Source organism: Devosia albogilva (genome assembly GCF_042685625.1).
Taxonomy (GTDB): Bacteria; Pseudomonadota; Alphaproteobacteria; order Rhizobiales; family Devosiaceae; genus Devosia; species Devosia albogilva.
Map to the genome: position 1 here is coordinate 1,855,539 of NZ_JBHUNP010000001.1, position 23,849 is coordinate 1,879,387.

Annotated in this window: 22 protein-coding genes; 13 read left to right on the top strand and 9 right to left on the bottom strand. The window is 65.2% G+C overall.

The window, feature by feature from the left end; all coding sequences use genetic code 11:
- Nucleotides 1–3: 3 nt before the first annotated feature.
- On the bottom strand, nt 4–372 hold the full coding sequence (locus ACFSX5_RS09480; protein ID WP_386833089.1) for a response regulator: 369 nt from the start codon (nt 370–372) through the stop codon (nt 4–6).
- Between the two features lie 211 nt (nt 373–583).
- Here ACFSX5_RS09480 and polA point away from each other — a divergent pair, with 211 nt between their 5' ends.
- Nucleotides 584–3,502 carry a DNA polymerase I gene (gene polA, locus ACFSX5_RS09485; RefSeq protein WP_386833090.1) on the top strand — a complete coding sequence of 973 codons (2,919 nt, stop codon included), beginning with the start codon at nt 584–586 and terminating at the stop codon, nt 3,500–3,502.
- Nucleotides 3,503–3,628: 126 nt separating this feature from the next.
- Here the strand turns inward: polA and ACFSX5_RS09490 are convergent, their stop codons facing one another.
- Nucleotides 3,629–4,795, bottom strand: coding sequence for an AAA family ATPase (locus tag ACFSX5_RS09490; RefSeq protein ID WP_386833092.1), 1,167 nt, complete (start codon nt 4,793–4,795; stop codon nt 3,629–3,631).
- Between the two features lie 90 nt (nt 4,796–4,885).
- On the opposite strand from ACFSX5_RS09490, the gene ACFSX5_RS09495 reads away from it, so the two are divergent.
- Nucleotides 4,886–5,986, top strand: coding sequence for an IS5 family transposase (locus tag ACFSX5_RS09495; protein ID WP_386833004.1), 1,101 nt, complete (start codon nt 4,886–4,888; stop codon nt 5,984–5,986).
- Nucleotides 5,986–6,330 (top strand): hypothetical protein, encoded by a 345-nt coding sequence (locus tag ACFSX5_RS09500; RefSeq protein WP_386833006.1) that lies wholly within the window; start codon nt 5,986–5,988, stop codon nt 6,328–6,330. The genes ACFSX5_RS09495 and ACFSX5_RS09500 overlap by 1 nt, the downstream gene beginning before the upstream one ends.
- A gap of 5 nt (nt 6,331–6,335) precedes the next feature.
- On the opposite strand, the gene ACFSX5_RS09505 is transcribed toward ACFSX5_RS09500, so the two are convergent.
- The 3 genes from ACFSX5_RS09505 to ACFSX5_RS09515 all read right to left on the bottom strand — a co-directional run bounded on the left by ACFSX5_RS09505 (nt 6,336) and on the right by ACFSX5_RS09515 (nt 9,520).
- Nucleotides 6,336–6,530: an AAA family ATPase gene (locus tag ACFSX5_RS09505; RefSeq protein ID WP_386833094.1), complete on the bottom strand. Its 195-nt coding sequence runs from the start codon at nt 6,528–6,530 to the stop codon at nt 6,336–6,338.
- A gap of 435 nt (nt 6,531–6,965) precedes the next feature.
- Complete coding sequence (locus ACFSX5_RS09510) at nt 6,966–8,849, bottom strand: glucose/sorbosone family PQQ-dependent dehydrogenase (RefSeq protein WP_386833095.1); 1,884 nt, start codon at nt 8,847–8,849, stop codon at nt 6,966–6,968.
- Nucleotides 8,850–9,031: 182 nt separating this feature from the next.
- Complete coding sequence (locus ACFSX5_RS09515) at nt 9,032–9,520, bottom strand: hypothetical protein (RefSeq protein ID WP_386833096.1); 489 nt, start codon at nt 9,518–9,520, stop codon at nt 9,032–9,034.
- Nucleotides 9,521–9,674: 154 nt separating this feature from the next.
- On the opposite strand from ACFSX5_RS09515, the gene rpmI reads away from it, so the two are divergent.
- The 6 genes from rpmI to ACFSX5_RS09545 all read left to right on the top strand — a co-directional run bounded on the left by rpmI (nt 9,675) and on the right by ACFSX5_RS09545 (nt 15,964).
- Complete coding sequence (rpmI, locus tag ACFSX5_RS09520) at nt 9,675–9,875, top strand: 50S ribosomal protein L35 (RefSeq protein ID WP_104892577.1); 201 nt, start codon at nt 9,675–9,677, stop codon at nt 9,873–9,875.
- Nucleotides 9,876–9,895: 20 nt separating this feature from the next.
- Entirely contained in the window at nt 9,896–10,300 is a 405-nt protein-coding gene (gene rplT / locus ACFSX5_RS09525; protein WP_386833097.1) for a 50S ribosomal protein L20, read from the top strand.
- A 279-nt stretch (nt 10,301–10,579) separates the two neighbouring features.
- Nucleotides 10,580–11,710 carry a phenylalanine--tRNA ligase subunit alpha gene (pheS, locus tag ACFSX5_RS09530; protein ID WP_386833098.1) on the top strand — a complete coding sequence of 377 codons (1,131 nt, stop codon included), beginning with the start codon at nt 10,580–10,582 and terminating at the stop codon, nt 11,708–11,710.
- Between the two features lie 5 nt (nt 11,711–11,715).
- On the top strand, nt 11,716–12,759 hold the full coding sequence (locus tag ACFSX5_RS09535; RefSeq protein WP_386833099.1) for an ASCH domain-containing protein: 1,044 nt from the start codon (nt 11,716–11,718) through the stop codon (nt 12,757–12,759).
- A gap of 10 nt (nt 12,760–12,769) precedes the next feature.
- A complete protein-coding gene (gene pheT, locus ACFSX5_RS09540) occupies nt 12,770–15,190 on the top strand; it encodes a phenylalanine--tRNA ligase subunit beta (protein WP_386833100.1) in 2,421 nt (806 codons plus the stop codon).
- Between the two features lie 54 nt (nt 15,191–15,244).
- A complete protein-coding gene (locus ACFSX5_RS09545) occupies nt 15,245–15,964 on the top strand; it encodes a helix-turn-helix transcriptional regulator (protein ID WP_386833101.1) in 720 nt (239 codons plus the stop codon).
- Here ACFSX5_RS09545 and ACFSX5_RS09550 read toward each other — a convergent pair.
- A complete protein-coding gene (locus ACFSX5_RS09550; RefSeq protein ID WP_386833103.1) occupies nt 15,961–17,367 on the bottom strand; it encodes a helix-turn-helix domain-containing protein in 1,407 nt (468 codons plus the stop codon). The genes ACFSX5_RS09545 and ACFSX5_RS09550 overlap by 4 nt on opposite strands.
- Before the next feature lie 144 nt (nt 17,368–17,511).
- Between ACFSX5_RS09550 and ACFSX5_RS09555 the strand changes: the two genes are divergently transcribed.
- Both ACFSX5_RS09555 and aceA read left to right on the top strand, forming a co-directional pair.
- Entirely contained in the window at nt 17,512–17,742 is a 231-nt protein-coding gene (locus ACFSX5_RS09555) for a hypothetical protein (RefSeq protein ID WP_386833104.1), read from the top strand.
- Between the two features lie 73 nt (nt 17,743–17,815).
- Nucleotides 17,816–19,111: an isocitrate lyase gene (aceA, locus tag ACFSX5_RS09560; RefSeq protein WP_386833105.1), complete on the top strand. Its 1,296-nt coding sequence runs from the start codon at nt 17,816–17,818 to the stop codon at nt 19,109–19,111.
- A 19-nt stretch (nt 19,112–19,130) separates the two neighbouring features.
- Here the strand turns inward: aceA and ACFSX5_RS09565 are convergent, their stop codons facing one another.
- The 3 genes from ACFSX5_RS09565 to ACFSX5_RS09575 all read right to left on the bottom strand — a co-directional run bounded on the left by ACFSX5_RS09565 (nt 19,131) and on the right by ACFSX5_RS09575 (nt 22,029).
- The gene (locus ACFSX5_RS09565) at nt 19,131–19,778 is read right to left on the bottom strand and encodes a DUF1294 domain-containing protein (protein WP_386833106.1); all 648 of its coding nucleotides are present in this window, start codon (nt 19,776–19,778) and stop codon (nt 19,131–19,133) included.
- 164 nt (nt 19,779–19,942) lie between these two features.
- Complete coding sequence (locus tag ACFSX5_RS09570; protein WP_386833107.1) at nt 19,943–20,356, bottom strand: hypothetical protein; 414 nt, start codon at nt 20,354–20,356, stop codon at nt 19,943–19,945.
- Nucleotides 20,357–20,502: 146 nt separating this feature from the next.
- Entirely contained in the window at nt 20,503–22,029 is a 1,527-nt protein-coding gene (locus tag ACFSX5_RS09575) for a YifB family Mg chelatase-like AAA ATPase (RefSeq protein ID WP_386833108.1), read from the bottom strand.
- A gap of 177 nt (nt 22,030–22,206) precedes the next feature.
- On the opposite strand from ACFSX5_RS09575, the gene ACFSX5_RS09580 reads away from it, so the two are divergent.
- Complete coding sequence (locus ACFSX5_RS09580) at nt 22,207–23,046, top strand: glycoside hydrolase family 25 protein (RefSeq protein ID WP_386833109.1); 840 nt, start codon at nt 22,207–22,209, stop codon at nt 23,044–23,046.
- 378 nt (nt 23,047–23,424) lie between these two features.
- Nucleotides 23,425–23,793, top strand: coding sequence for a septal ring lytic transglycosylase RlpA family protein (locus tag ACFSX5_RS09585; protein WP_449240231.1), 369 nt, complete (start codon nt 23,425–23,427; stop codon nt 23,791–23,793).
- The last annotated feature ends 56 nt before the right edge of the window (nt 23,794–23,849 follow it).

Genomic DNA, 23,849 nt, shown 5'->3' on the forward strand with positions numbered 1-23,849 from the left:
AGATCAAGCCCCGACGGCGACGATCGTGGCCAGGAGGTCGCGCACCTCTTCGTCCCGGAAGGGCTTGGTGAGCCGTGGCAAGGCCATGGCCTCCGCTTCCGGCACGTCGTCATAGCCGGTGGCGAGGATCACCGGCAGACCCGGACGCATGCCCTGCGCCAGCTCCGCCAGGCGGGCACCATTCATGTCGGGCATGCCATAGTCGGTGATCAGCGCGTGGATGGGCTGCGGGCTCTCCAGAATCACCAGCGCCTCGGCCCCGGAATAGGCATCGAGCGCGCGATAGCCGAGACCGTTGACCAGGTCGACGGTCCCGATGGTGATCAGGGCATCGTCATCGACGACGAGAATGGTAGCCGGTTCACTGCTCAAGGGCGCAACTTTCGGGGTCTTCGGCAAAAGCAGATGGCCCGCCCGTGGCAGACCAAACCGGGATGCGGAGCCGAAGGGTGCCCGCGAACGGTCAGTTGAGTGTTAAGACCTAGGTTACAAACATGACCGAATTGCGGACCGGCCCGCGCGCCCTTTTGCCCCGGCGGCATCTGCCCTAAAGTCCGGCTCCGCGTTCAACGGAATCGGTTCCATGCATCTGCTGCTCGTCGACGGCTCGGGCTACATCTTCCGCGCCTTCCATGCCCTGCCCCAGCTCAGCCGCAAGTCGGACGGCCTGCCGGTCGGCTGCGTCCAGGGCTTCTGCAACATGCTGTGGAAGCTGATGGAGGACCTCAAGGGCGAGGACGAGCCGACCCACATGGCGGTGATCTTCGACCATTCGGCCAAGACCTTCCGCGACGACATCTACGACCAGTACAAGGCCCAGCGCCCGCCGGCGCCGGAAGAGCTGGTGCCGCAGTTTCCGCTGGTTCGGCACGCCACCCGCGCCTTCAACATCGCCTGCATCGAGCAGGAGGGCTGGGAGGCCGACGACATCATCGCCACCTATGCCTGCCAGGCCAAATCCGCCGGCGGCAAGGTCACCATCGTCTCCTCCGACAAGGACCTGATGCAACTCGTCGAGCCGGACGGGTCGATCCGCATGCTCGACACCATTCCGCGCCCTGGCCAGCCGCCGCTGAGGTGGATCGGCGCCGATGAGGTGTTCGCCAAGTTCGGCGTCACCCCCGACAAGGTGATCGAGGTGCAGGCGCTGTGCGGCGACAGCGTCGACAACGTGCCGGGCGTGCCCGGCATCGGCGTCAAGACCGCGGCCGATCTCATCAACCAGTACGGCACCATCGAGAACCTGCTCGACCACGTCGACGACATCAAGCAGAACGCCCGCCGCGAGAAGCTGCGCGAGAATGCCGAGCTCGCCCGCATCTCCAAGCAGCTCGTGACCCTGGCGCAGGACGTACCGGTGGAACTGGAGCTCTCCGCCCTCCAGCGCCAGCCGGTCGAGCCCGGAAAGCTCTTCCCCTTCCTCAAGGCGATGGAATTCGCCACCATCACCAAGCGCCTTGCGGGGTTGATCGGGGCCGACCCGGACGCCTGGGAGCCCGATCCGGCACTTGCCGCCCAGCCGGCCTCGCCGGTCGGCTTCGACAATGCCGCCCGCGCCGAGGCCCGCGCCGCCCGCCAGCAGGCCCAGGGCCGCGATGCGCTGCCGGTCGTCGTCCATGCCCGCGAGCAGCACGAGAAGGTACGCGCCATCCCCTGGAATCCCGACACCTACGAGGTGCTCGAGGATGCCCGGAGCCTCCAGCGCTGGATCGAGGTGATCTACCGCTCCGGCATCGTCGCCACCGACACCGAAACCACCGGGCTTGACAACCAGACCGCCGATCTCGTCGGCATCAGCTTTTCGGTCGGGCCCGGCACCGGCGCCTATTTGCCGCTAGGCCACCATGCCGGCGATGGCGACATTTTTGGGGGTGGCGGCAAGGCCGAGGGGCAGATGGACCTCGGCGAGGCGCTGGACCTGCTGCGCCCCGTCTTCGCCGACCGCTCGATCCTCAAGATCTTCCACAACAGCAAGTACGATCTCGGCCTGCTGCGCCGCTATGGCGTCGAGGTCAATTCCATCGACGACACCCTCCTGCTCAGCTATTCGCTCGATGGGCCGCAGTTCAACACCATGGCCGAGCTCGCCGACCACTGGCTCGGCGTCCCCGGCCAGTCGATCAAGGAACTGCTCGGCACCGGCAAGTCGCAGAAGACCTTCGCCGAGGTCGATATCGCCTCAGCCGCCCGCTATGCCTGCGAAGACGCCGACATGACCTTCCGGCTCTGGCGCATCCTCAAGCCGCGCCTTGCCGCCGAGAACATGACCACGCTCTACGAGACCATCGAGCGCCCGCTCGCTCCGGTCCTCGCCCGCATGGAAGGCCGCGGCATTTCCGTCGACCGGCAGATCCTCGCCCGCCTCTCCGGCGATTTCGCCCAGCGCGCCGCCGCCTTCGAGGCCGAGGCGCACGAGCTCGCCGGCCGCAAGTTCAACCTCGGCTCGCCCAAGCAGCTCGGCGAGATCCTGTTCGACGAAATGAAGCTCGAGGGCGGCACCCGCACCAAGACCGGCGCCTGGTCCACCGGCGCCGACGTGCTCGAAGACCTGGCGCAAAAGGGCGTGCCGCTCGCCCGCGCCGTGGTCGAGTGGCGCCAGCTCACCAAGCTGATGGGCACCTATACCGATGCGCTGCCCACCTATATCAACGCCCACACCGGCCGCGTCCACACCACCTATTCGCAGCACTCGGTTCTCACCGGCCGCCTCTCCAGCAACGATCCGAACCTGCAGAACATCCCGGTACGCACCGAGGACGGCCGCAAGATCCGCACCGCCTTCGTCGCCGCGCCCGGCAAGACCCTGATCTCGGCCGACTATTCGCAGATCGAGCTGCGTGTGCTCGCCCACATCGCCGACATCCAGGCGCTCAAGGATGCCTTCGAGGAAGGCCTCGATATTCACGCCATGACCGCCTCGGAAATGTTCGGGGTGCCGGTGGAAGGCATGCCTTCGGAAGTGCGCCGCCGCGCCAAGGCCATCAATTTCGGCATCATCTACGGCATCTCGGCCTTTGGCCTCGCCAACCAGCTCGGCATCGAGCGCTCGGTCGCCGGCGACTACATCAAGACCTATTTCGAGCGCTTCCCCGGCATCAAGGACTACATGGACAACCAGCGCCGCCGCGTGAAGCAGGACGGCTATGTGATGACCATCTTCGGCCGCAAGATCAACTTCCCCAACGCCAACTCCTCCCACGCCGCCGAGCGGAGCTTCGTCGAGCGCGCCTCGATCAACGCCCCCATCCAGGGCTCCGCCGCCGACATTATCCGCCGCGCCATGATCCGCATGGAACCCGAACTCGAGCGCGAAGGCATCGAAGCCGACATGCTGCTCCAGGTCCACGACGAACTGATCTTCGAAGTCCCCGAGGGCACCGAAGAAGCCGCCATGCCGGTGATCAAGCGGGTGATGGAGGGTGCGGCGGAGCCGGCCGTGCGCCTAACCGTGCCGATCCAGGTGGACGCGCACGCAGCCAAGGACTGGGACGGGGCGCATTGATCGATACAACGCTTCGGCTACGCTCTTGCGCTTCTTATGAACTCTATTGTGTCTTTCCAAAAGTCATTGTTCTGCTCGTTGAATATGTCGATCATTCCCGCGCGTATTCGAAGAGCAGAAACGAAGTTAAGCTTTTTCACTTAATCTTTTGAATACTACATGGGGATCGTGGGCGCCGTTATGAACGCTCTCGATCTCCTGAACTATTCGTTCTTCATCGAATGCGGAGAGCAAGCACCGCTGCCGAATCAACGAACATAAATCGACACGGTTGTCGTAGATGTACTCGAACACCGTGGCCTCTGGGCTGCCGCCCCCCAGGAACCGGCAATATTCAGGTAGGGGCGCATTCGCAGCGGGATCATAGATATCACCGTCCACCAGACCGACCGCAGGAACAGTCTTTGCTGGGTTCGTGTTGTGAAATTCCGTAACCTTGACCACGTTTGGGTAGCCCCCCGCCGGGTACACCTTAGTGGTTTCGGCAGCTTCGCCACCGTAGCGCCCCAACGCGTTTTCAACCCATTCCTGTACGAAGGTATCTTCAACAAAGACGACCTTTTCGTTCGGGACAGATCCGGTCACCGCTCGCAAACTCGCGATGCTCAGCTTCCCGTTCCAAGTATTTGAGTGGATTGATGCCCATATCCCCTCAGAAGGAACTTCATCAATCGCATCTTGCGAGTGAGTGGTAAACACCACCTGCAGGCGTTTCCGTCTTGCGGCATTCTGTAGGTATTGTACAAACAGCCGCACAGCTATGGGATGCAATCCGTTCTCAACTTCCTCTATTAGAACAAGTGAGTTGTCTTTTGCGTTCTCGATGCGGTCGATCGTAGCTATTATGGATGCTTCACCAGCTCCGAAGTGGAACTGGGAATAGTCGGAGCCCTGATGCTTTCCGATGTAGATTATGTTTGTGGGGTCGTCCTCAATATGGGCAACCCTGTAATTCGAGATGTCTTTATCTAAGACAGCCGACGCATACTTGGTAGTGTTCTCAGAGAGGTTGCCGATCTTCAGGCCTTCTTGAGCTGGCCCTAAGAACCGCTTGAACTTGGTGAGTTCTCCTGCAGGAACCGTGCGTTGAATTTCGATGTATAGGACGCTGCGATCCGGAAAGTCGTCGCGTCGCCACTTGGACTTTGTAAATTTTGCGGTCTTGGTGATGTTCTGAGTGGGATGAGTGGGCTTGTCGATGAGTTCATATTCGATTGACCAATCCGCCATGGAGTTGTCTCCGGCGAAAGACTTCGGGAAGAACTGTCCGGGTCGAATGGATTTGTAGGCCATAGCAGTGGCCCCTAGCAGGGTGTTGAAGAAGTCGCTCGTCGGATCGGTTGTTGCGTGATTCAATGGACTCCGCTGATTTGCGGAGGCGGGATGCGGGGAGCGGACGAGAGGACTGGTGCCTTGTTCAGCTATGTGGATCTGGAGTCACGGGTGCGGAAGGACCACCCGCTGCGCACGATCCGGCGGCTGGTGAACGAGGCGCTGTTGGCGCTGGAAGGTGAGTTTTCTTCGCTCTACTCGGGTTTGGGTAGGCCCTCGATCGCGCCCGAGAAGCTGCTGCGGGCGATGCTGCTGCAGGCATTCTACTCAATCCGTTCGGAGCGCCAGTTGATGGAGCGGCTGGAGTTCGACCTGCTGTTTCGCTGGTTCGTGGGTCTGGGGATCGACGATGCGGTTTGGGACCATTCGAGCTTCTCGAAGAACCGCGACAGGCTGCTCGAGGGCGATATCGCCGCCAAGTTCCTGGCGGCGGTCTTGGCGCAGCCGCCGGTCAAGAGGCTGCTATCCACGGAACACTTCTCGGTGGACGGCACGCTGATCGAGGCGTGGGCGTCGATGAAGAGTATCCGGCCCAACAGCCCGGAGGACAACACGGATGAGCCGCCAAGCAGTGGTGGTGGGCGCAACCCGGATGCCAGCTTTCACGGCCAGAAGCGGTCGAACGCCACTCATGCTTCGAGCACCGATCCGCAAGCCCGGCTCTACAAGAAGGGTGCGGGCAAGGAGGCCAAGCTCTGCTTCATGGGGCACGGGCTGATGGAGAACCGCCACGGGCTTCTGGTCGATGCCTGCCTGACGCATGCGGATGGCCATGCCGAGCGGGTGGCGGCGCTGCATATGATCGAGCCTCATGCCGACCGGCCGCGGGCCATCACACTGGGCGCCGACAAAGGCTATGATGCCGAGGATTTCATCAATGAACTGCGCTCCATGCGGGTAACGCCGCATGTGGCTCGCAACCTCAGCGGCCGCCGCTCTGCAATTGATGGACGCACAGCGCGCCAATCCGGCTACGCCGTGAGCCTGCGCATCAGAAAACGGATTGAAGAGGCGTTCGGCTGGATCAAGACTGTGGCCGGACAGCGCAAGACCAGGTTCAAAGGGCTCGAACGGGTTGGCTGGGCCTTCACCTTCGCTGCCGCTGCCTACAATCTTGTGCGGTTGCCAAAGCTGATTGCGGAGACTGGCTGATGGCAAAGGTGCCCGCATACGCGAAGGCCTTCGCCGGCCGCTGGCGCATCGTCGAAATGGATGTCTGGGACAACGATGTCCTCGATCTCGTCGAACCAGCACACCTCACCTTTGAGGGCCCGGCCGATGGCGAAATCGCTTTCGGCGCGCTTAAGGGCTTCCTCGACGTTCGCTATGGTTCCCGAGACGGGGCCGCCTGCGCCGAGTTCTCATGGCAAGGCTACGACGACAACGATCCAGCCTGCGGCCGCGGATGGGTCATGATCGGCACTGCCGGTCGCCTCGTCGGCCACTTCTTCATCCACAAGGCCGATCACTCAGGTTTCGTCTGCGAACCCGACTGACTTCTTCAACACCCTGCTAGGATTGTTGACTTTCCGCCGCCATTGGTCCCAATCAACGCAGTTACTGGGTTGCGAAACTCTACGCTCTGCTCGACAAAGCCTCTGGCCTTATGCAAAGTTAAGCGTCTTATGAACTGGTTGTAGTGTCCGGTTCGTACCCGCTCGAGCTCTTCACTAATTTCATTTGGACTGAGCTTCATTAGACTAGCGGCCTAGGCCGTTCCTCCAGAAAAATCTGGGGGAAGAATTATGCGATTCTGCTGGCTATGAAAGCACTTTGTGGCCACACGACTTAGGTTGACCAACCCAGAGTGGGGGCGTCGCACGGCAGATGATATCAGGAAGTCTCAGGATAGATGCCAAGCATCGGACGGATCGTGTGTCACATCGGGCCTAACGAACGTCGCAATAGTTTTGGCGTCACCCCGGCCTTGAGCCGGGGCCCATCCCGAGATGTCCTCACCGCCGCTAGATGTCGTGCCAGCACCTCAGGATGGGCCCCCGCTTACGCGCGGGCTTCGAGCCGGCCCTAGGCGAAATCGCTCCGGTGAAGCGATTTCAGGGGAGAAGGCCATGAGGGCTGTGCCCGAAGGGCTGACATCCGGTGGTTGGGGCGGAACCCTCTGCCCAACCCCCTACCTTACCGCCTCCACCTGCTCCGTCGTGAGCACCCCGAACTCGTTCCCCCACGCGTTCCGGATATACGTTCCGATCTCTGCAATATCCTGGTCGCTCAGCCGGCCGCCGAAGGCCGGCATGTAGCCGAAGCCGTGCACGATGGTGCGGGCGACGAAGGTCTCGTCGGCGAGGTCCTGGTTCCCCACCAGCGCGGCGCCGGCATTGCCGCGGCCGTCGGGGCCGTGGCAGGCGGCGCAGTTGGCGGCGTATTTGGGCAGGCCGCGGCCGGCCACTTCGGCGACGTCCGACTCCTCGGTCACCACCGCCACCTTGTCGCCGCCCTTGGCCGGCACCTTGCCGGTGTTGGGGTCTTCCCACTCCTGAACGGCCTCACCGCCGCCCGCGGCCGCCGCCCCACCGACGGTGCCGCCGGCGGCAACGCCCAGCGAGCCGCCTTGTTCGCCATAGCCGAACATCAGGATGGCGCCGGGATTGTGCAGCACGCTGGTCTGCTGCGCCTCGGGCCCGAACTTTTGGGCCGCCGAGCCGAAGGCATCGGTGGCGATGAACACGCTGGCGCCGTCCGGCGACACGATCACGTCGCGATAGCGGTTCTGGGTCGAGAGCCACGCCTCCGGCAGCCCCTCGGCCTCTTGCCTGTCCTCGCTCAGGTGCTGCACATAGAGCACGCCGTGCTTCAGCGTCGGGATCAATAGCGCGTTGTCCCATTCCTCGATGCCGTTCTCGCCAGCCTCATAGTAGAACAGCGACGACGGCGCGACGGTCGGGTCGCAGATATAGCCGCAGATCTCCCCGATCGGATAATCATCGTCGACGGTGAAATAGGTGGCGATCGGGTCCACCATCTCTTCCTCGAACTCGGTCTCGGGGAAGGTCGGCACGTCGTCCGGCAGCGGGTCCGTGCTGGTGTCCACCCCCTCCGGCGCCTCGCTCCAGTTGATGTAAAGGTAGGCCAGATCGTCCTTGAAACCGGCAACGCGCGGCCAGCCATAATTGCCGCCGGGCTCGATGACATTGAGTTCGTCGTCGGAGGCTGGACCATGCTCGGCGACATAGAGCGTGTCGTCGGCGCCGAAGGCGAGGCCCTGCGGGTTGCGGTGGCCATAGCTGAAGACGTGGCTGCGCACGCCCTCGATCTCGGGATTGTCCTCGGGGATGGAGCCGTCGAGCTCCATGCGCAGGATCTTGCCCGAATAGGTGCGCCAATCCTCGGCATCCACCTCCTCCTGCGTCGGCAGCGCCTGCGCCAGGTTGGGCCGGCGGAGGTTGCGGCCGAAGTTCGCGCCCTGCTCGCCGATCGAATAATAGAGCTTCATGTCCGGCCCGATCACCACCCGGCCGGCATTGTGGTCGTTCCAGGCCGGCAGCCCGCCGAGCACGATCTCGGGGTCGACAAGCTGCTGCAACGTCTCGTCCCAGCGGTAGCGCACGATCTGCGCCGAGGGGTCGGGCTCTTCGGCGGTGCCGTTGTTGATGGTGTAGGACAGGTAGACATAGTCGTTGCCGGTGCCCTGGAGCAGCTCCGGATGCAGGGCCAGGCCGAGCAGCCCCTCATGCTGCGGGCCGGCATAGACGTCCTCGAGCGTCAGCAGCACCTGCTGGGCCCCGGTGGTCGGGTCGACCCGCGTGACCTCGCCGCTCGTCCGCTCGGTCACCCAGATCATGTCGTCCGGCCCCCAGCGCATCGCCCAGGGGTTGGACAGGCCCGTCGTCAACACCCGCGAGCCGAACAGTTCGCTCTCGCCCTGCGGGATTTCCACCGGCGTGACCTGTGCCAGCACCGGACCCGCCGTCAGCATCAGCGCTGCCGCCAGTGGGGCAGCAAAACGCATGCCGACGGACGAAATCCTGCTGGTGCCTGCGGTGCGCGACTGGGTCATCTGGTGCCTCCTAGGTGGTATAACTGGGCTGCAACGATTGACACCCGCGAGTGTTGCAGCCGCCATAGGCGGCAAGCCACTTATCTTTTCCTAGAGAGGAGGCGGGGGGGCACGCCCCGAGTTCCCCACCCGACACCCATCGTACCCACCAGGAGCCGGCGGCACTCCGATGGCTCCCAGGCTCACCCCCACATCCACAAAACGAACGGCATCAGGAAAAACAGCACCCAGGCGGTGAGAAAGATCACCGGCACCCGGGTCCAGAACAAGCTGCCCGCCCGCTGGCGCTGTTCCAGCCGCCGACGACTCTGCTCGTCGGTGGCGAGCGTATAGGGATTGTAGCCCGAGTGGGACGAAACGAGTTCGGCCTCCCGCCGCCGCCACAGGCGGATCGCCTCATGAGCGGCCCTGAGCCCCGGCCAGGCCTCGATCACCAGCACGAAGCCGAGCACCGAGAACAGCGGCGGCAGGGTGACCGTGAACAGCGTTCGCCATTCCCCGAAGCTGGCTCCGAGCGAGGAGCCATAGGCGATGACGAGAAAGCTCTGCGAGGCGATCAGCGCGTTGAGGCGGCTGTTCAGCAGTTCGATCTCGGCACGCAGCTCCGTGCGGATGTGGTCGAGCTGGTCGGTTGCAAGGGTGGTGTCGGCCATGGCAAGCAACGCAGCCATGCCGCACCGGGTTTCCCGCCCACGCCGCTTGCCAATCCGGCGGTTTCCCCCTATAGAGCCGCATCCTCCGGACCGCCCGGCCAAAAGGCATGCCGTGGCGGTCTTTGAATGCGATGGGCCCAAATCCATCCGAACACTCTCAAGGACCCGCAAAATGCCCAAGATGAAGACCAAGTCCGGTGCCAAGAAGCGTTTCAGCTTCACTGCCACCGGCAAGGTGAAGTCCGGCGTCGCCGGCAAGCGTCACCGCCTGATCAGCCACAACGCCAAGTACATCCGCACCAACCGCGGCACCAAGATCCTGTCCAAGGGCGACGAGGGTCTGGTGAAGTGGTACATGCCGTACAACCGCTAACGCTGAAGGGAAGCTGACACATGTCACGCGTGAAGAGAGGCGTTACCGCCCACGCCCGCCACAAGAAGGTCCTGAAGGCCGCCGAGGGTTATTACGGCCGTCGCAAGTCGACGATCCGCATTGCCAAGCAGGCCGTCGAGAAGGCCGCCCAGTACGCCTACCGCGACCGTCGCGTTAAGAAGCGCAATTTCCGCGCCCTGTGGATCCAGCGCATCAACGCTGCCGTCCGCGAGCACGGCCTGACCTATGGTCGATTTATCGACGGCCTCAGCAAGGCTGAGATTGCCGTCGACCGCAAGGTGCTGTCCGATCTCGCGATCACCCAGCCCGAAGCGTTCGCGGCCCTGGTCGCCAAGGCCAAGGCGGCGCTCGGTTACCTCGAAGGCGTGGAAGACACCACCCACGCCCGCGTCACCGCCGCCTAACTCACCTCGCTGAGGTCAAAAACCGCGCCTTGCGCCGCCCGAATTTTCGGGATGGCGCGGGGCGTTTTGTTTTGGTGCGACGCTAACCCATGGCTCTGCCTCCCCTCCCCCTTGAGGGGAGGGGTTGGGGGAGGGGGTCCATCGGTGATGCACCGCACCACCCCCTCCCCGACCCTCCCCTCAAGGGGGAGGGAGAGCAGCACAAAGCCTGGCGCGGGAAGTCGACTTCCCCGTCCCAAAATGCTCTAACGCCCGCAAACCGACGCCAACGAGACTGCCATGTCCCTCGACGCCCAGATCGATCAGCTCCGCACCGAGCTTTCCGCCGCCATTGCCGCTGCCGGTGACGAGACCGCGCTGGATCAGGTGCGCGTCCAGGCCCTCGGCAAGAAGGGGAGCGTGTCGGCGCTGCTCGCCTCGCTCGGCAGCATGGCGCCCGAAGAGCGCAAGACTGCCGGTCCTGCCATCAACGGGCTCAAGACCGAGATCGCCGGCCTGATCGAGGCGCGCGGTGCCGAACTGCGCGCCCAGGCGCTCGAAGCCCGCCTCAAGGCCGAAACCGTGGACGTCACCCTGCCGCTGCAGCCCGGCCCCGCCGCCCGCGGCCGCATCCACCCGATCTCGCAAACCATCGACGAGATCACCGCGATCTTCTCCGACATGGGCTTCTCGATCGCCGAGGGTCCCGACGTCGAGACCGACTACTACAACTTCACCGCGCTGAACTTCCCCGAAGGGCACCCGGCGCGCGAGATGCACGACACCTTCTTCATGAAGCCCTCCCCCGACGGGGTGAAGAAGGTGCTGCGCACCCACACCTCGCCGGTGCAGATGCGGGTGATGCAGCGCAGCAACGCCAAGCCCGAGGCGCCGTGGGTCACTCCCTCGATGGAGCCGCCGATCCGCGTCGTCGTGCCCGGCCGCACCTATCGCAACGATTCCGACCAGACCCACACCCCCATGTTCCATCAGGTCGAGGGGCTGGTGATCGACAAGTCGTCCCATATCGGCCAGTTGCGCTGGGTGCTCGAGGAATTCCTCAAGGCGTTCTTCGAGGTTCCCAACGTCACCCTGCGCTTCCGGCCGAGCTTCTTCCCCTTCACCGAACCGTCGATGGAAGTCGACGTCCAGTGCGACCGCTCCGGTTCCGAGGTGAAGATCGGCGAGGGCTCCGACTGGCTCGAAATCCTCGGCTGCGGCATGGTCCATCCCAATGTCATCCGCAATGCCGCGCTCGACCCCGATGTCTACCAGGGCTTCGCCTGGGGCATGGGCATCGACCGCCTTGCCATGCTGAAATACGGCATGCCCGATTTGCGCGCCTTTTTCGATGCCGACCAGCGCTGGATCGAGCACTATGGCTTCCGCCCGCTCGACCTGCCGACCCTGTTCGGTGGGCTGTCGAGCTAAGCCCGATGGCCGACCTGCCGCCGCACTATCGTGACCTCAGCACCTTCAGCTTCGGCGACTCGCCCAAGTTGGCGGATGAGCTGCTTGCGCTCGTGCTCGCCGGCAAGAAGACGGCGACCTGCAGTGCCTTGCGGGACTTTGCGCTCGAGAGCGAGCCCCTGCCGGTGCCGGGGCAGCTTTATGTCGTGCTCGATGGCGCAGGTGAGCCCGCCTGCGTGATCGAGACCGAAACCGTCGAGCACAAGCGGTTTGACGAGATCCGCCCCGAGTTCACCGATCGCGAGGGGGAAGGCGACTATGCCGCCTGGCGCGAGGGGCACGAGCGCTACTTCGCCCGCAATGGTGGCTTCTCGCCGGACATGGAGATCGTCTGCGAGACCTTCCGGCTGGTCGAGATGCTGCCGGCCGGCCGCGCGCTCTACAACCGCACCGCCTCGCCCATCTTCATCGTGACCGACATCGAGTCCGACGGGCCGACGCCGCTCCACTCCTCCATGCTGAGCTTTGCCTCCGTCGCCATCGAGGCGAACGGCACTCGCCATGGCGAGTTCGAGGCGGTGCTGACCCCGCGCCCCGACCGCAAGCCGGACGAGACCACCATGGCCTGGTGGCAGACGCAGCCGGAAGCCTGGGAGGCCGCCACTACCGGTGCCGAGGATCCGGCGATCGTCATGCCGCGCTTTGCCGACTGGGTAGAGTCGCTGCCGGGCCCGAAGGTGTTCGCGGCCGCGCCGATGATCTTCGACGGGTTGTGGATGGATCACTATCTCGACGAATTCGCCGGCACCCGCGTGCTCGGTGGTCCGTTCAAGACGCGCCAGATCTTCCGCGGCGGCGGCGTCTGCCTCTACACCATGGCCGGCACGCTGCGCGGAGCGAGCTATCTCGACTGGGGCATGAGCAAGCTGCCAGCCGAGTTCTACGGCCACATCCCTCACACCCACCGCGGCATCGACGACGCCCGCGGTTTCGCCAATGTGCTGGTGGAATTGTTCAAGCTATCCCGTGCCCTGCCGCCGATCACCGGCAGCGCGTCCGATTTCCGATAAGAGACAAGCCATGAAGTTCACCCTCGACTGGCTCCGCGAGCATCTCGACACCACTGCCTCGACCGAGGAGATCGGCACCGCGCTGACCGCCATCGGCCTCGAAGTCGAATCCATCGAGAACCAGGGCAACGCCCTGGAAAAGTTTGTGGTGGCGCATGTGGTCTCGGCCGAACGGCACCCGAACTCGGATCACCTCAACATCTGCAAGGTCGATGCCGGCACTGGCGAACTGATCGACGTCGTCTGTGGCGCCCCGAACGCCCGCACCGGCATGAAGTCGGTGTTCGCCTTCCCCGGAACCTGGATCCCGGGCAAGGATTTCGAGCTCAAGGCCGGCGTGGTCATCCGCGGTGCCCCGTCCAACGGCATGCTCTGCTCGGCCGCCGAGCTCGAGCTCAGCAACGATCATGACGGCATCATCGACCTGCCGGCCGACGCTCCGGTGGGCGCGAGATATGTCGACTATGCCGGCATCGATGGCGTGGTCTTCGACATCGCCATCACCCCCAACCGCGGCGATGCGACGGGCGTCTATGGCGTCGCCCGTGATCTTGCCGCCTATGGCATCGGCACGCTGAAAGAGACCAACTGGACGCCGGTGCCCTCGCAGGGTCCGAGCCCGATCGCCCCGCTGCCGCAGCAGTTCGCCGAGGGCGAGGCCAAGGCGATCCGCAAGTTCGCCGGCCGCTACATCAAGGGTGTCAGGAACGGGCCGTCCCCGGAGTGGCTGCAGCAGCGGCTGAAGGCCGTCGGGCTGCGTCCGATCAACGCCATTGTCGACATCACCAACCTCGTCTCGCTCGGCTGGGGCCGTCCGCTCCACGCCTATGATGCCGACAAGATCGTCGGCCAGCCGGTGCTGCGCCCCGCCCGCAACGAGCCCTTCGACGCGCTCGACAACCGTATCTACACGCTCGACGAAACCATGACCGTCATTGCCGATGACCAGGGCCCACTCTGTCTTGGCGGTGTCATGGGTGGCATCCGCTCCGGCGTCACCGAGGAGACGGTCAACGTCTTCATGGAATGCGCGAGCTGGGATCCGGACCTGATCGCCCGCACCGGCCGCAAGACCGGCATCGTCTCCGATGCCCGTTACCGGCTGGAGCGCTCGGTCGATCCGGCGCTCACCGAACCCGGGCTCGAACTCGCCACGCGCCTCGTGATGGAGCTTTGCGGCGGCACGCCAATGGAGCCGGCGATCTCGGGCGAGGACGTGTTCCCCCACACCGTGATCGACTTCCCTCTGGCGGAAGTGAAGCGCCTCACCGGTCTCGACGTCGACGCCGCCCGCATCGTCGAAATTCTCACCCGGCTCGGCTTCACCGCCGAGGGCGAAGGCGACACCCGCAAGGTGTTCGTGCCGTCCTGGCGCCCCGACGTGACGCAGAAGGCCGACCTCGTCGAAGAAGTCATGCGCATGGTCGGCGTCGACAACGTGCCGGTCGAGCCCTTGCCGCGGCTGAACCATGTCGCCCCGCGCATCCTGACCACCATCCAGAACCGCCGCCGCATCGCCCGCCGGGCGCTCGCCGTGCGCGGCATGGACGAGGCGGTGACCTGGTCGTTCATCTCGCATGCGGAAGCCGTTCATTTCGGTGGCGGCAGCGAGGCGCTGCAGCTTGCCAATCCGATCGCCTCCGACATGACCGACATGCGGCCCTCGCTGCTGCCGGGGCTGCTTGCCGCCGCCCGCCGCAACGGCAATCGCGGCCACGCCGATGTGGCGCTGTTCGAGGTCGGGCAGGTGTTCCTCTCCGACACGCCCGATGGCCAGCACACCTATGCCACCGGCCTCCGCGCCGGCAGCGCCCGCCTCGGCGGCAGCGGCCGTCACTGGCAGAACCGCGCCGAGCCCGTCTCCGTCTTCGACGCCAAGGCCGACCTCGCCGCCGTGCTCGACGCCCTCGGCTATGACATCGACAAGATGCAGGTGCTGGCCGAGCCCGCGCCCTGGTCGCACCCCGGCCGCGGCGGCCGCGTCGCCCAGGGCCCGAAAACCATCGGCTGGTTCGGCGAACTCCATCCCGCCCGCGCTGCCGAACTCGACCTCGACGGCCCCGTCGCCATGTTCGAGATCGACCTCGACGCACTACCCGAGCCCCGCCGCAAGCCGACCCGCACCAAGCCGGCGCTCAACCTCTCGAGCCTGATGCCGGTCAGCCGCGACTTCGCCTTCGTCGTCGACCAGGCGGTGCCCGCCGGGACCATCCTCCGGGCCGCGCGCGGCGCCGACAAGCAATTGATCACCGACGTGACGGTGTTCGATGTCTTCGCCGGCACCCATGTCGGTGAAGGCAAGAAGTCGGTCGCCATCGCCGTGACCCTGCAGCCCACCGAGCGCACCCTGACCGACGAAGACATCGACAAGGTCTCGGCCGCTGTTGTCGCTGCGGTCACCAAGTCGACCGGCGGCGTACTCCGGACCTAGGATTCGGTCGTGGAATCTCGTATCCAGTTGCCCCCCGCACCTGGATACGGGACCATGGACAAGACCGAACGGCTCTTTGCAGTCATGGATGCGCTCAGGCGCCACCGGCGGCCGGTCACGGCGGCCAGCCTTGCCGAGGAGCAGGGCGTTTCGGTGCGCACCCTCTACCGCGACATCCAGACCCTGATCGGGCTCGGCGCCCCCATCGATGGCGAGGCGGGCGTCGGCTATATGCTCAAACCCGGCTTCTTCCTGCCGCCGCTGATGTTCAGCGCCGAGGAACTGGAAGCGCTGGTGCTCGGCCTGCGCTGGGTCGAGGCGCAGCCCGATGATGGTTTGGGCCTCGCCGCCCGCAACGCCCTGGGCAAGATCGCCACGGCCTCGCCCGACGATTTGCGCGACCGCATCAGCGACACCGCGCTGTGGCCGGTCGCCATGTATCGCGGCGGCCGCAAGCCGGTGCCGGTGCTGGGCCAGATCCGCACCGCCATGCGCCAGGAGCGGGCAGTGGAAATCGACTATGAGGACGAGCAGGGGCGCGCCACCACCCGCACCATCTGGCCGGTCGGTCTCGCCTTCTACGAAGGCAAGCAGACCATCGCTGCCTGGTGCCTGCTGCGCCAGGCCTTCCGCAACTTCCGCACCGATCGCATCGCCTGCCTCCGCCTCACCGAGCAGCGCTACGGTAAGCGCCGGGCCGTGCTGGAGCGCGAATGGCGCGAGGGTTGGGCCGAGGAAGAGCGCCGTCACCAGGAGCAGCGCGCCGCCGGCTAGCTCATGCGGCCGTAGAGGCTCACCGGCCGCACCCGCTCGTCGAACCGGAAGCGGTGGTCGGCCGGCGGATGCGCCCGGTGCCCGCATTCGAGCCGCGGGCAGTTGCGACACCCCGTACCGATCGGCACCACTTGCAGGTCGCCCGCGAGGTCGATGCCGTCCGAATAGACCAGTTCGCGCGCATGCTCGATGGCGCAGCCGAGCCCGATCGAGAGGTAACGTCGCGGCGCGTTGTGCCGGTAGTCGCCCTTGGTGATGGTGCGGGCGATGCAGAAATAGCGCCGCCCATCCGGCATCTCGCTGATCTGGGCGTTGATCCGGTCGGGCGCGAGAAAGGCCGAGTAGATGTTCCAGCGCGGGCAGGCGCCGGAATGGCGCGGAATGTGGATGCCCGACAGCGAGAAGCGCTTGGAGATGTTGCCGGCAATGTCGGTGCGCACCAGGTGCAGCGGCACCCCCGACGCGCCCTTGCGCTGCAGCGTCGTCATCCGGTGGCAGACCTGCTCGAAACTGGCGCCGAACCGCCGCCCCAGCCGCTCGATGTCGTAGCGATGGTCGCGGCAGGCCCGCAGGAACGGCCCATAGGGCATCACCACTGCCCCCGCGAAATAGGAGGACAGCACGTTCCGCGCCAGCGCCGGCGCGTCGCCCTCCGGCAGATTGGCGGCAGCGATAATGGCATCGATCTCGCCGGCAGCGGACAGGTTGCCGAGGTGCTGGGCGAGCAGGAACGTCGCCGACTCCGCCGGCAGCAGGTCCGACACCAGCAACTGCCGGCCGCCTGCATCGAGCTGCCGGGCAATGCCATGGGGCAGGGAGGCGAGGCGGACCTCCAGCCCGAAAACGTTGAAGAGGTAGGTCCTGAGGCCCGACTCGAAGCTGTCCCCGCTGCTGTCGATATCGGCGCGGACCCGTTCGGCCGCGTCTTCAAGCGCGGGGAAGTGGTTGCCGTTCAGCTGCAGGAAATCGGAGATGGCTTCGGTCGCGAGGTGAAAGGGCTCCGCGCCGCCTTGTGCCGCCGGTGTCGCGGTGCCGGCGGCAAGATGCCGATACCGGTCATAGAGCCGCAGCACCGCCCGGGCGGCAGCAGGATTGGCGTGGGCCAGGTCGCGGATCTCGAGATTGGTGATGTCGCTGTCGGCGAACAGGTCGTCCCCGAAGGCCTCCATCAGGTCGCCCACCAGGCGCCCCTCGTCGCCCTCCACCAGCTCGCCCGGCTCGACCCCGAGTTGGCCGGCAATGGCGAACAGCAAAGGCACCGTCACCTTGCGGCGGTTGTGCTCGATCAGGTTGAGATAGCTGGGCGAAATCCCGAGCGCCTGCGCCAGCTCCGCCTGGGGCAGGCGCCGCTGCCGCCGCAAGCGCTTGATGCGTCCCCCGATCTGCGTATCCGCGGTGTCCACCGCTGCTCCTCCTTTACAGGATTTACAACCCTGCACCCGCCGCTTGACTGCGGTTTTACAGATTTACTGCTGCTTGTGTGGGTATTTGTTGCTTTCCGAGCGTTGTTGTCAAATCTTTACATCACGCATCGGAGGAGACATGCGATGACAACCACCAGCAGCACCACCCGCGAGGAATACGTCACCATCATCGCCACGACGCCTGGCGCCGCCATGGCGCAGTTCAAGGCCCGCGGCCTCGCTGCGGAGGGCTACGCCATTGCCGGGCCCATCGGTCGGCACCGTTTCGCGCTGGTGGCCGAGTCCGGCACCGAGGAACTGTTCGCCGGCACCGACCTGGTCGCCGCTACCTTCAGCCGCCGCGTCTCGGCCTGACCCAACCAACCACCGCAAACCGCATCCGACCCGCTTCGGCGGGAGCGGCGAAGCCATGCCCAAGGAGGATTGCATGCTCGACAAGCCCCATGAACCCCAAACCTTCCGGGCTCCGGACTATGCGCCCGACCGCTGGAAGAACATCTCCCGCACCTACTCCCCGGCAGAGGTGCGCCGTCTCGCCGGCTCCCTGCCGATCCGCCACACACTGGCCGAGAATGGTGCCCGCCGGTTGTGGGAATTGCTCCACACCGAAGACTTCGTGCCGACCCTCGGCACCTTCACTGGCAACCAGGCCGTGCAGCAGGTGAAGGCCGGGCTCAAGGCCATCTACCTCTCCGGCTGGCAGGTGGCGGCCGATGCCAACTCATCGGGCAACATGTATCCGGACCAGTCGCTCTATCCGGTCGACAGCGTCCCGGCAGTGGTGCGGCGCATCAACAAGGCGCTGCAGCGCGCCGACCAGATCCAGCAGATGGAAAAGGCCGACGGCACCGCCACCACCAACATCGACTATTTCGTCCCCATCATCGCCGATGCCGAGGCCGGCTTCGGCGGCGCCCTCAATGTCCATGAGCTGATGAAGGCGATGATCGAAGCCGGCGCCGCCGCCGTCCATTTCGAGGATCAGTTGGCGAGCGAAAAGAAGTGCGGCCATCTCGGCGGCAAGGTGCTGGTACCGACCTCGCAGTTTATCCGCACCCTCAACGCCGCCCGGCTTGCCGCCGACGTCATGGGCGTGCCCACCCTGATCATGGCGCGCACCGATGCCGAGGCGGCGCGGCTGATCACCTCGGATATCGACGAGGCGGACCGCCCCTTCATCACCGGCGAGCGCACGCCGGAGGGCTTCTACCGCCTCAAGGGCGGCATCGACGCCGCCATCGCCCGCGGGATCGCCTATGCGCCCTATGCCGACCTCATCTGGTGCGAGACCTCCAAGCCCGATCTCGAAGAGGCCAGGCGCTTCGCCGAGGGCGTGCGCAAGCACCATCCCGACCAGATGCTGGCCTATAACTGCTCCCCCAGCTTCAACTGGGCGAGGCACATGGATGAGGCGGCCATGGCCCGCTTCCAGCGCGAGATCGCCGCCATGGGCTACAAGTACCAGTTCATCACCCTGGCCGGATTCCACAATCTCAGCCTCACCACCTTCGAGCTGGCCCGCGCCTACAAGGCCGAGGGCATGGCCGCCTATTCCCGGCTGCAGCAGGCCGAGTTTGCGGCTGAAGTCCACGGCTTCTCCGCCACGCGCCACCAGCGCGAGGTCGGCACCAGCTATTTCGATGCGGTAGCCATGACCATCAGCCAGGGCAGCAGCGCCACCACCGCCATGGCGGAATCGACCGAGACGGCGCAGTTCCACTAAGCAACCGGCCGGCGGCGCCTCAGGCGCTGCCGGTCAGGCTCCGCAGCAGCGGCTCGAACCAGCCGAGCGCCAGCGCCAACAGGCCGAGCGTATGCAGCAGCGCGATGGCCCAGGTGGCGGCGACGAAGCGCGGCTTGATGGTCTTGTGGCGGTAGAGCTCCTGCGCCACCAGCCCGCCGATAATGCCGAAACTCAGGTCGACGCTATGGAGGTTGGTCTCGCTCACCCGCCACCGCCCCTGCAACGCATAGAGCTTGTCGAAGCGATAGAGCAGCGCCGACGCCACGCCCATGGCGGTATAGGCTGCCGCCAAGCCGATGCCGACGCGATCCAAACTGATGGCGAGGATGATCAACAGCGTCATCATCGTCGCCGCCGCAGTGCGCAGTCCCAACAGACGGTCACCGGTCGGCTCGACCGGCGCGCGCTGAACCTTGGGCGGGGGTGGTGGCGCCGCGGGAGGAGGGGTGACAATGCTGATCTCCACCGCCGATGGCCGGCCCTTGCGTCCTTCGGTGACGGCAAAGCTCAGCCTGTCGCCCAGCCGCGGCCGGGCCCCGTCGATCATCTTGGAGATGTGGACATAATAGTCGCGGCCAGCCGCGTCGCGCACGAAGCCGTAGCCCCCCTTGTTGTTCCACTGGACGAGTTCGCCTGTCTTGCGCATCGGTCCGGGCTCGGGGCAGGGCGGCACCGGTAGAGTTGTCGTGCCTGAATCGGGCCCTACCATTGCCTCAAGCCGCTTCGCCCTGGCAAGGCGCGATTTCGCGAGCGGCGTGCCGAGGCGATTGGCAGGCACACTACGGGCGCCGACCCGGCAAGCTTAAGGGGCTAACGGGCCGGGCAGCGACGCAAGGCGGAGAGTGCCGAATAGCCGTTGAACCACATGGACAGTCGTCCGCGCGTTTCGATCGCCACCACCTGCGAGCTTTCCGTGGTGTTGCCATCAGAGCAGGAGCCGTTCCAGGTCACTTTCCAGCCATCGCGACGAACGTCATCGAAGCGGCAGACATAGGTGTCCTCGGCATAGCTCATGGGACCAATCTTGGCCCCGAAGGGCGTGCCGCAATCCTGCGGACCGTAGTCTTCCATGTACCACTCACCGACGATGGTCGGATATTGTTGCGCCAGTGTCGGCGTGGCGGCCACGGCGATGGCCGCAGTTGCGAGTGCCCGGAGGATCTGCCGGCGGTGGCCGACGATTGCATGAGCCCGGTCGTGTCTGATCACTTCGGCGCAAGACATTTTTGTACCTCCAGCTTTCGCGCCTGTTGCGCCCAGACATGCTAGAGGAGTGTCCTGAAGACTCCCATCCTGTGGTGAAAGCAATTCGCCGAACTGAATTAGTGACTTCTCAAGCGCGTGGCCCCTCAACAGGCTCAGCCTGAGCGTCAGGCGCCGCTGAAGTTCAGTCGGTAGCTCAGGGCTTCGGCGATATGGGGGCGGCTGACCTTGTCGGCGCCGGCGAGATCAGCCAGCGTCCGGGCCACCTTCAGCACGCGGTGGTAGGCGCGGGCGGAGAGGTTGAACCGCTCCGCCGCCTGCAGCAGCAGCGACTGGCTCTCGCGGTCCGGATCGACCAGTTTCTCGATCAGTGTGGCGCCGGCAGCGGCATTGGTGAACACGCCCTCGGCGCCCGCATCGGCATAGCGCTGGCGCTGCCGCTCGCGGGCAGCTGCCACTCGTCGCGCCACCTCGGCCGAGCTTTCCGCTGCCCCCGCCGGTCCGATCATGTCGGCGGCCGTCACCGCCGGCACGTCGATGCGGATGTCGATACGATCGAGAAACGGACCGGAGACACGCGCCTGGTACTCGGCGGCGCAGGCCGCGCCCCGGCGGCAGGTATGCCCTGGCGTGCCGGCCATGCCGCATTTGCACGGGTTCATGGCGGCGACCAGCTGCACCCGGCTTGGATAGGTGACGCGGCTGTTGGCCCGCGCAATCACCGTCTCGCCGCTCTCGAGCGGCTGGCGCAGCGAGTCGAGAACGCTGCTGGGGGCGAATTCCGGCAACTCGTCGAGAAACAGCACGCCGTTATGGGCCAGACTCACCTCGCCCGGCCGCACCTTGAGCCCGCCACCGACCAGCGCTGCCATCGAGGCGGAGTGGTGCGGTGCCCGGAACGGCCGCCGGTCGGAAATGGCGCCGCCCGCCAGCTCCCCGGCGATTGACTGGATCATCGAGATATCCAGCAGCTCGCGCGGATTGAGCGGCGGCAGGATGGACGGCAGACGCTGCGCCAGCATCGACTTGCCGGCGCCGGGCGGCCCGACCATCAAGAGATTGTGGCCGCCGGCCGCTGCTACCTCGAGCGCGCGCCGCGCCACCTGCTGCCCGCGCACATCGGCGAGATCTGGCAATTCCCCCGCCGGCAAGTGTCGACCCGGCTGCGGCCGTGCCGCTAACTGGTGTCCGGTCAGGTGATTGACCAGCGCCAGCAGGCTCTCGGCCGCAACGATGTCGAGCCCTTCCCCAGCCCAGGCCGCCTCTGGCCCGGAGAGGGAGGGGCAGATGAGCCCGAGATCGCGACCTTGCGCGGCGATCGCGGCCGGCAGGATGCCGCCGACATGTGCCAGCCTTCCGTCGAGCCCGAGTTCGCCCAGCACCAGATAACCGTCGAGCGCATCCTGCGGGATTGCGCCGATGGCGGCCATCAGCCCCAGCGCGATCGGCAGGTCGTAGTGGCTCCCCTCCTTGGGCAGGTCGGCAGGAGCCAGATTGACGGTGATGCGCTTGGGCGGCAGCCCGAGCCCGGAGGCGACCATGGCGGCGCGGACGCGCTCGCTCGACTCCTTCACTGCCTTGTCGGGCAGCCCCACCATCAGGAATTTCGGCATGCCCGGCGCGATCTGCACCTGCACATCGACGGGCACCGCCTCGATGCCCTGAAACGCCACTGTCGCGACCCGGGTAACCATGCTCAACGCGCCCCACTCGAGCCGACGCTAGCAGAAGCACACAGCCTGCTCAAGAACGGAGAGAGAACATTAGCTTGGCGCTAACCATGCCCGTTGCGGCTCCCCTCAACCCTAATCGCCCATTAACTGCCGGCAGTTGAATCAAAGGCCATTCAGTTTCTGCGAGTGCGTTCTTCCATGGTTCAGAGCCGACCCGCTTTCTCCTTCGCCGCCGTCACCAAGGGCGTGATGACGGCTGCGCTCGCCGCCGTGCTGGCAGCCTGCGCCAGCGCCGGCGGGCTCTATGGCGCCATTCCGGGCGACAACCGGCCCCACGCCGGGGTCGATCGCGCCCGCTCGATGCCGATCCAGGGCATCGATGTTGCGCGTTACCAGGAGAATGTCGACTTCCACACCGCCCGCCGCCACGGCATCCATTTCGTCTTCATGAAGGCGACCGAGGGCAAGGACTATATCGACCCCAACTTCCGCCGGAACTGGGAGCGCGCCCGCGATGCCGGCATGCCGCGCGGCGCCTACCACTTCATGACCTGGTGCTCACTGGCCTCGGAACAGGCGGCCTGGTTCGTCGCCAACGTGCCGGCGGACTTCAGCGCCCTGCCGCCGGTGCTCGACCTCGAGTGGAACAACCATTCGAGCTGCAAGAACAAGCCCAGCCGCGCCGACGCTCTCGAAAAGATCCGGGTGATGCTCGAGGCGATGGAACGCCACACCGGCAAGCTGCCGATCATCTACACCGACATGAACTTCCACCGCGACGTCCTCGCCGGCGAATACTTCCCCAACAGCTTCTGGCTGCGCTCCACCGCCGCCGAGCCGCATGAGCGCTACCACAACCGCACCTGGACCTTCTGGCAGTACACCCAGACCGGTGTCGTTCCCGGCGTGCGCGGCGAGGTGGATCGCAACGTGTTCTATGGTGGTCAGAACGAATGGCTGACCTTCCTCTCCACCGGCTGCGACCCACGCGCCATCGCTGCCCTGGCTCCGACCGGACGGTGCCAGCCGGCAAAATAGAAGGAACCGTTCCGGATCTGCAGGAATCTGCCCGAAACGTGCCACATTCCGCTCTCGTCGGGCACGAAAAGCATGCATTTTTCCTCGGAACCTGCAGAAATCCTGCCGAACCGGAACATCAGCAGACCACCGTGGCGCTACCGCCACACCCAGCAAAGTGAATCCGCTTTGCTTACCCAGCGGAGAAACATGATCTGGCAAAACTCCAGATTCTCGGCCGGCTTTGCTCTGATCCGGTAACTCTCCGGGGAGCAATGTAGAAGAGGCTGCCGATTCACTGCGGCTCTGCTGCAACACTGCCCCTGCCGCGGCCAAAGCCAAGGTTTGTGGGCACATTGTGGCCCATGGCCCCCGTTACGACACTCTCATCGTTAACGAATGAGAGTTCCACGGGTGAACAGAAAAGCCGTATCCGCCGTCGCCATCGCTGCAGCGATCCTTGTGTTTCCCACTGCAGCCTACGCCCAGTGCGGCGGCGCCTCCTGGTACGGTCCCGGCTTCAATGGCAAGCGGGCCGCATCGGGCGAAGTCTTCAACGAGAACGCCATGACGGCGGCGCATCGTTCCCTGCCGTTCGGCACCAAGGTCACCGTGACCGACCAGCGCACCGGCAATCAGGTGCAGGTCAGGATCAACGATCGCGGCCCCTTCCACGGCAGCCGCATCATCGATCTCTCCAAGGCGGCGGCAACTCAGCTGGGTTTCCGCAATCGCGGTACCACCTCGGTCTGCCTCGCCGCCTCCTGAGAGCTTCCTCCCGACGGAAGACCCAGGCCGCCCAACACGTTGGGCGGCCTTCGCTG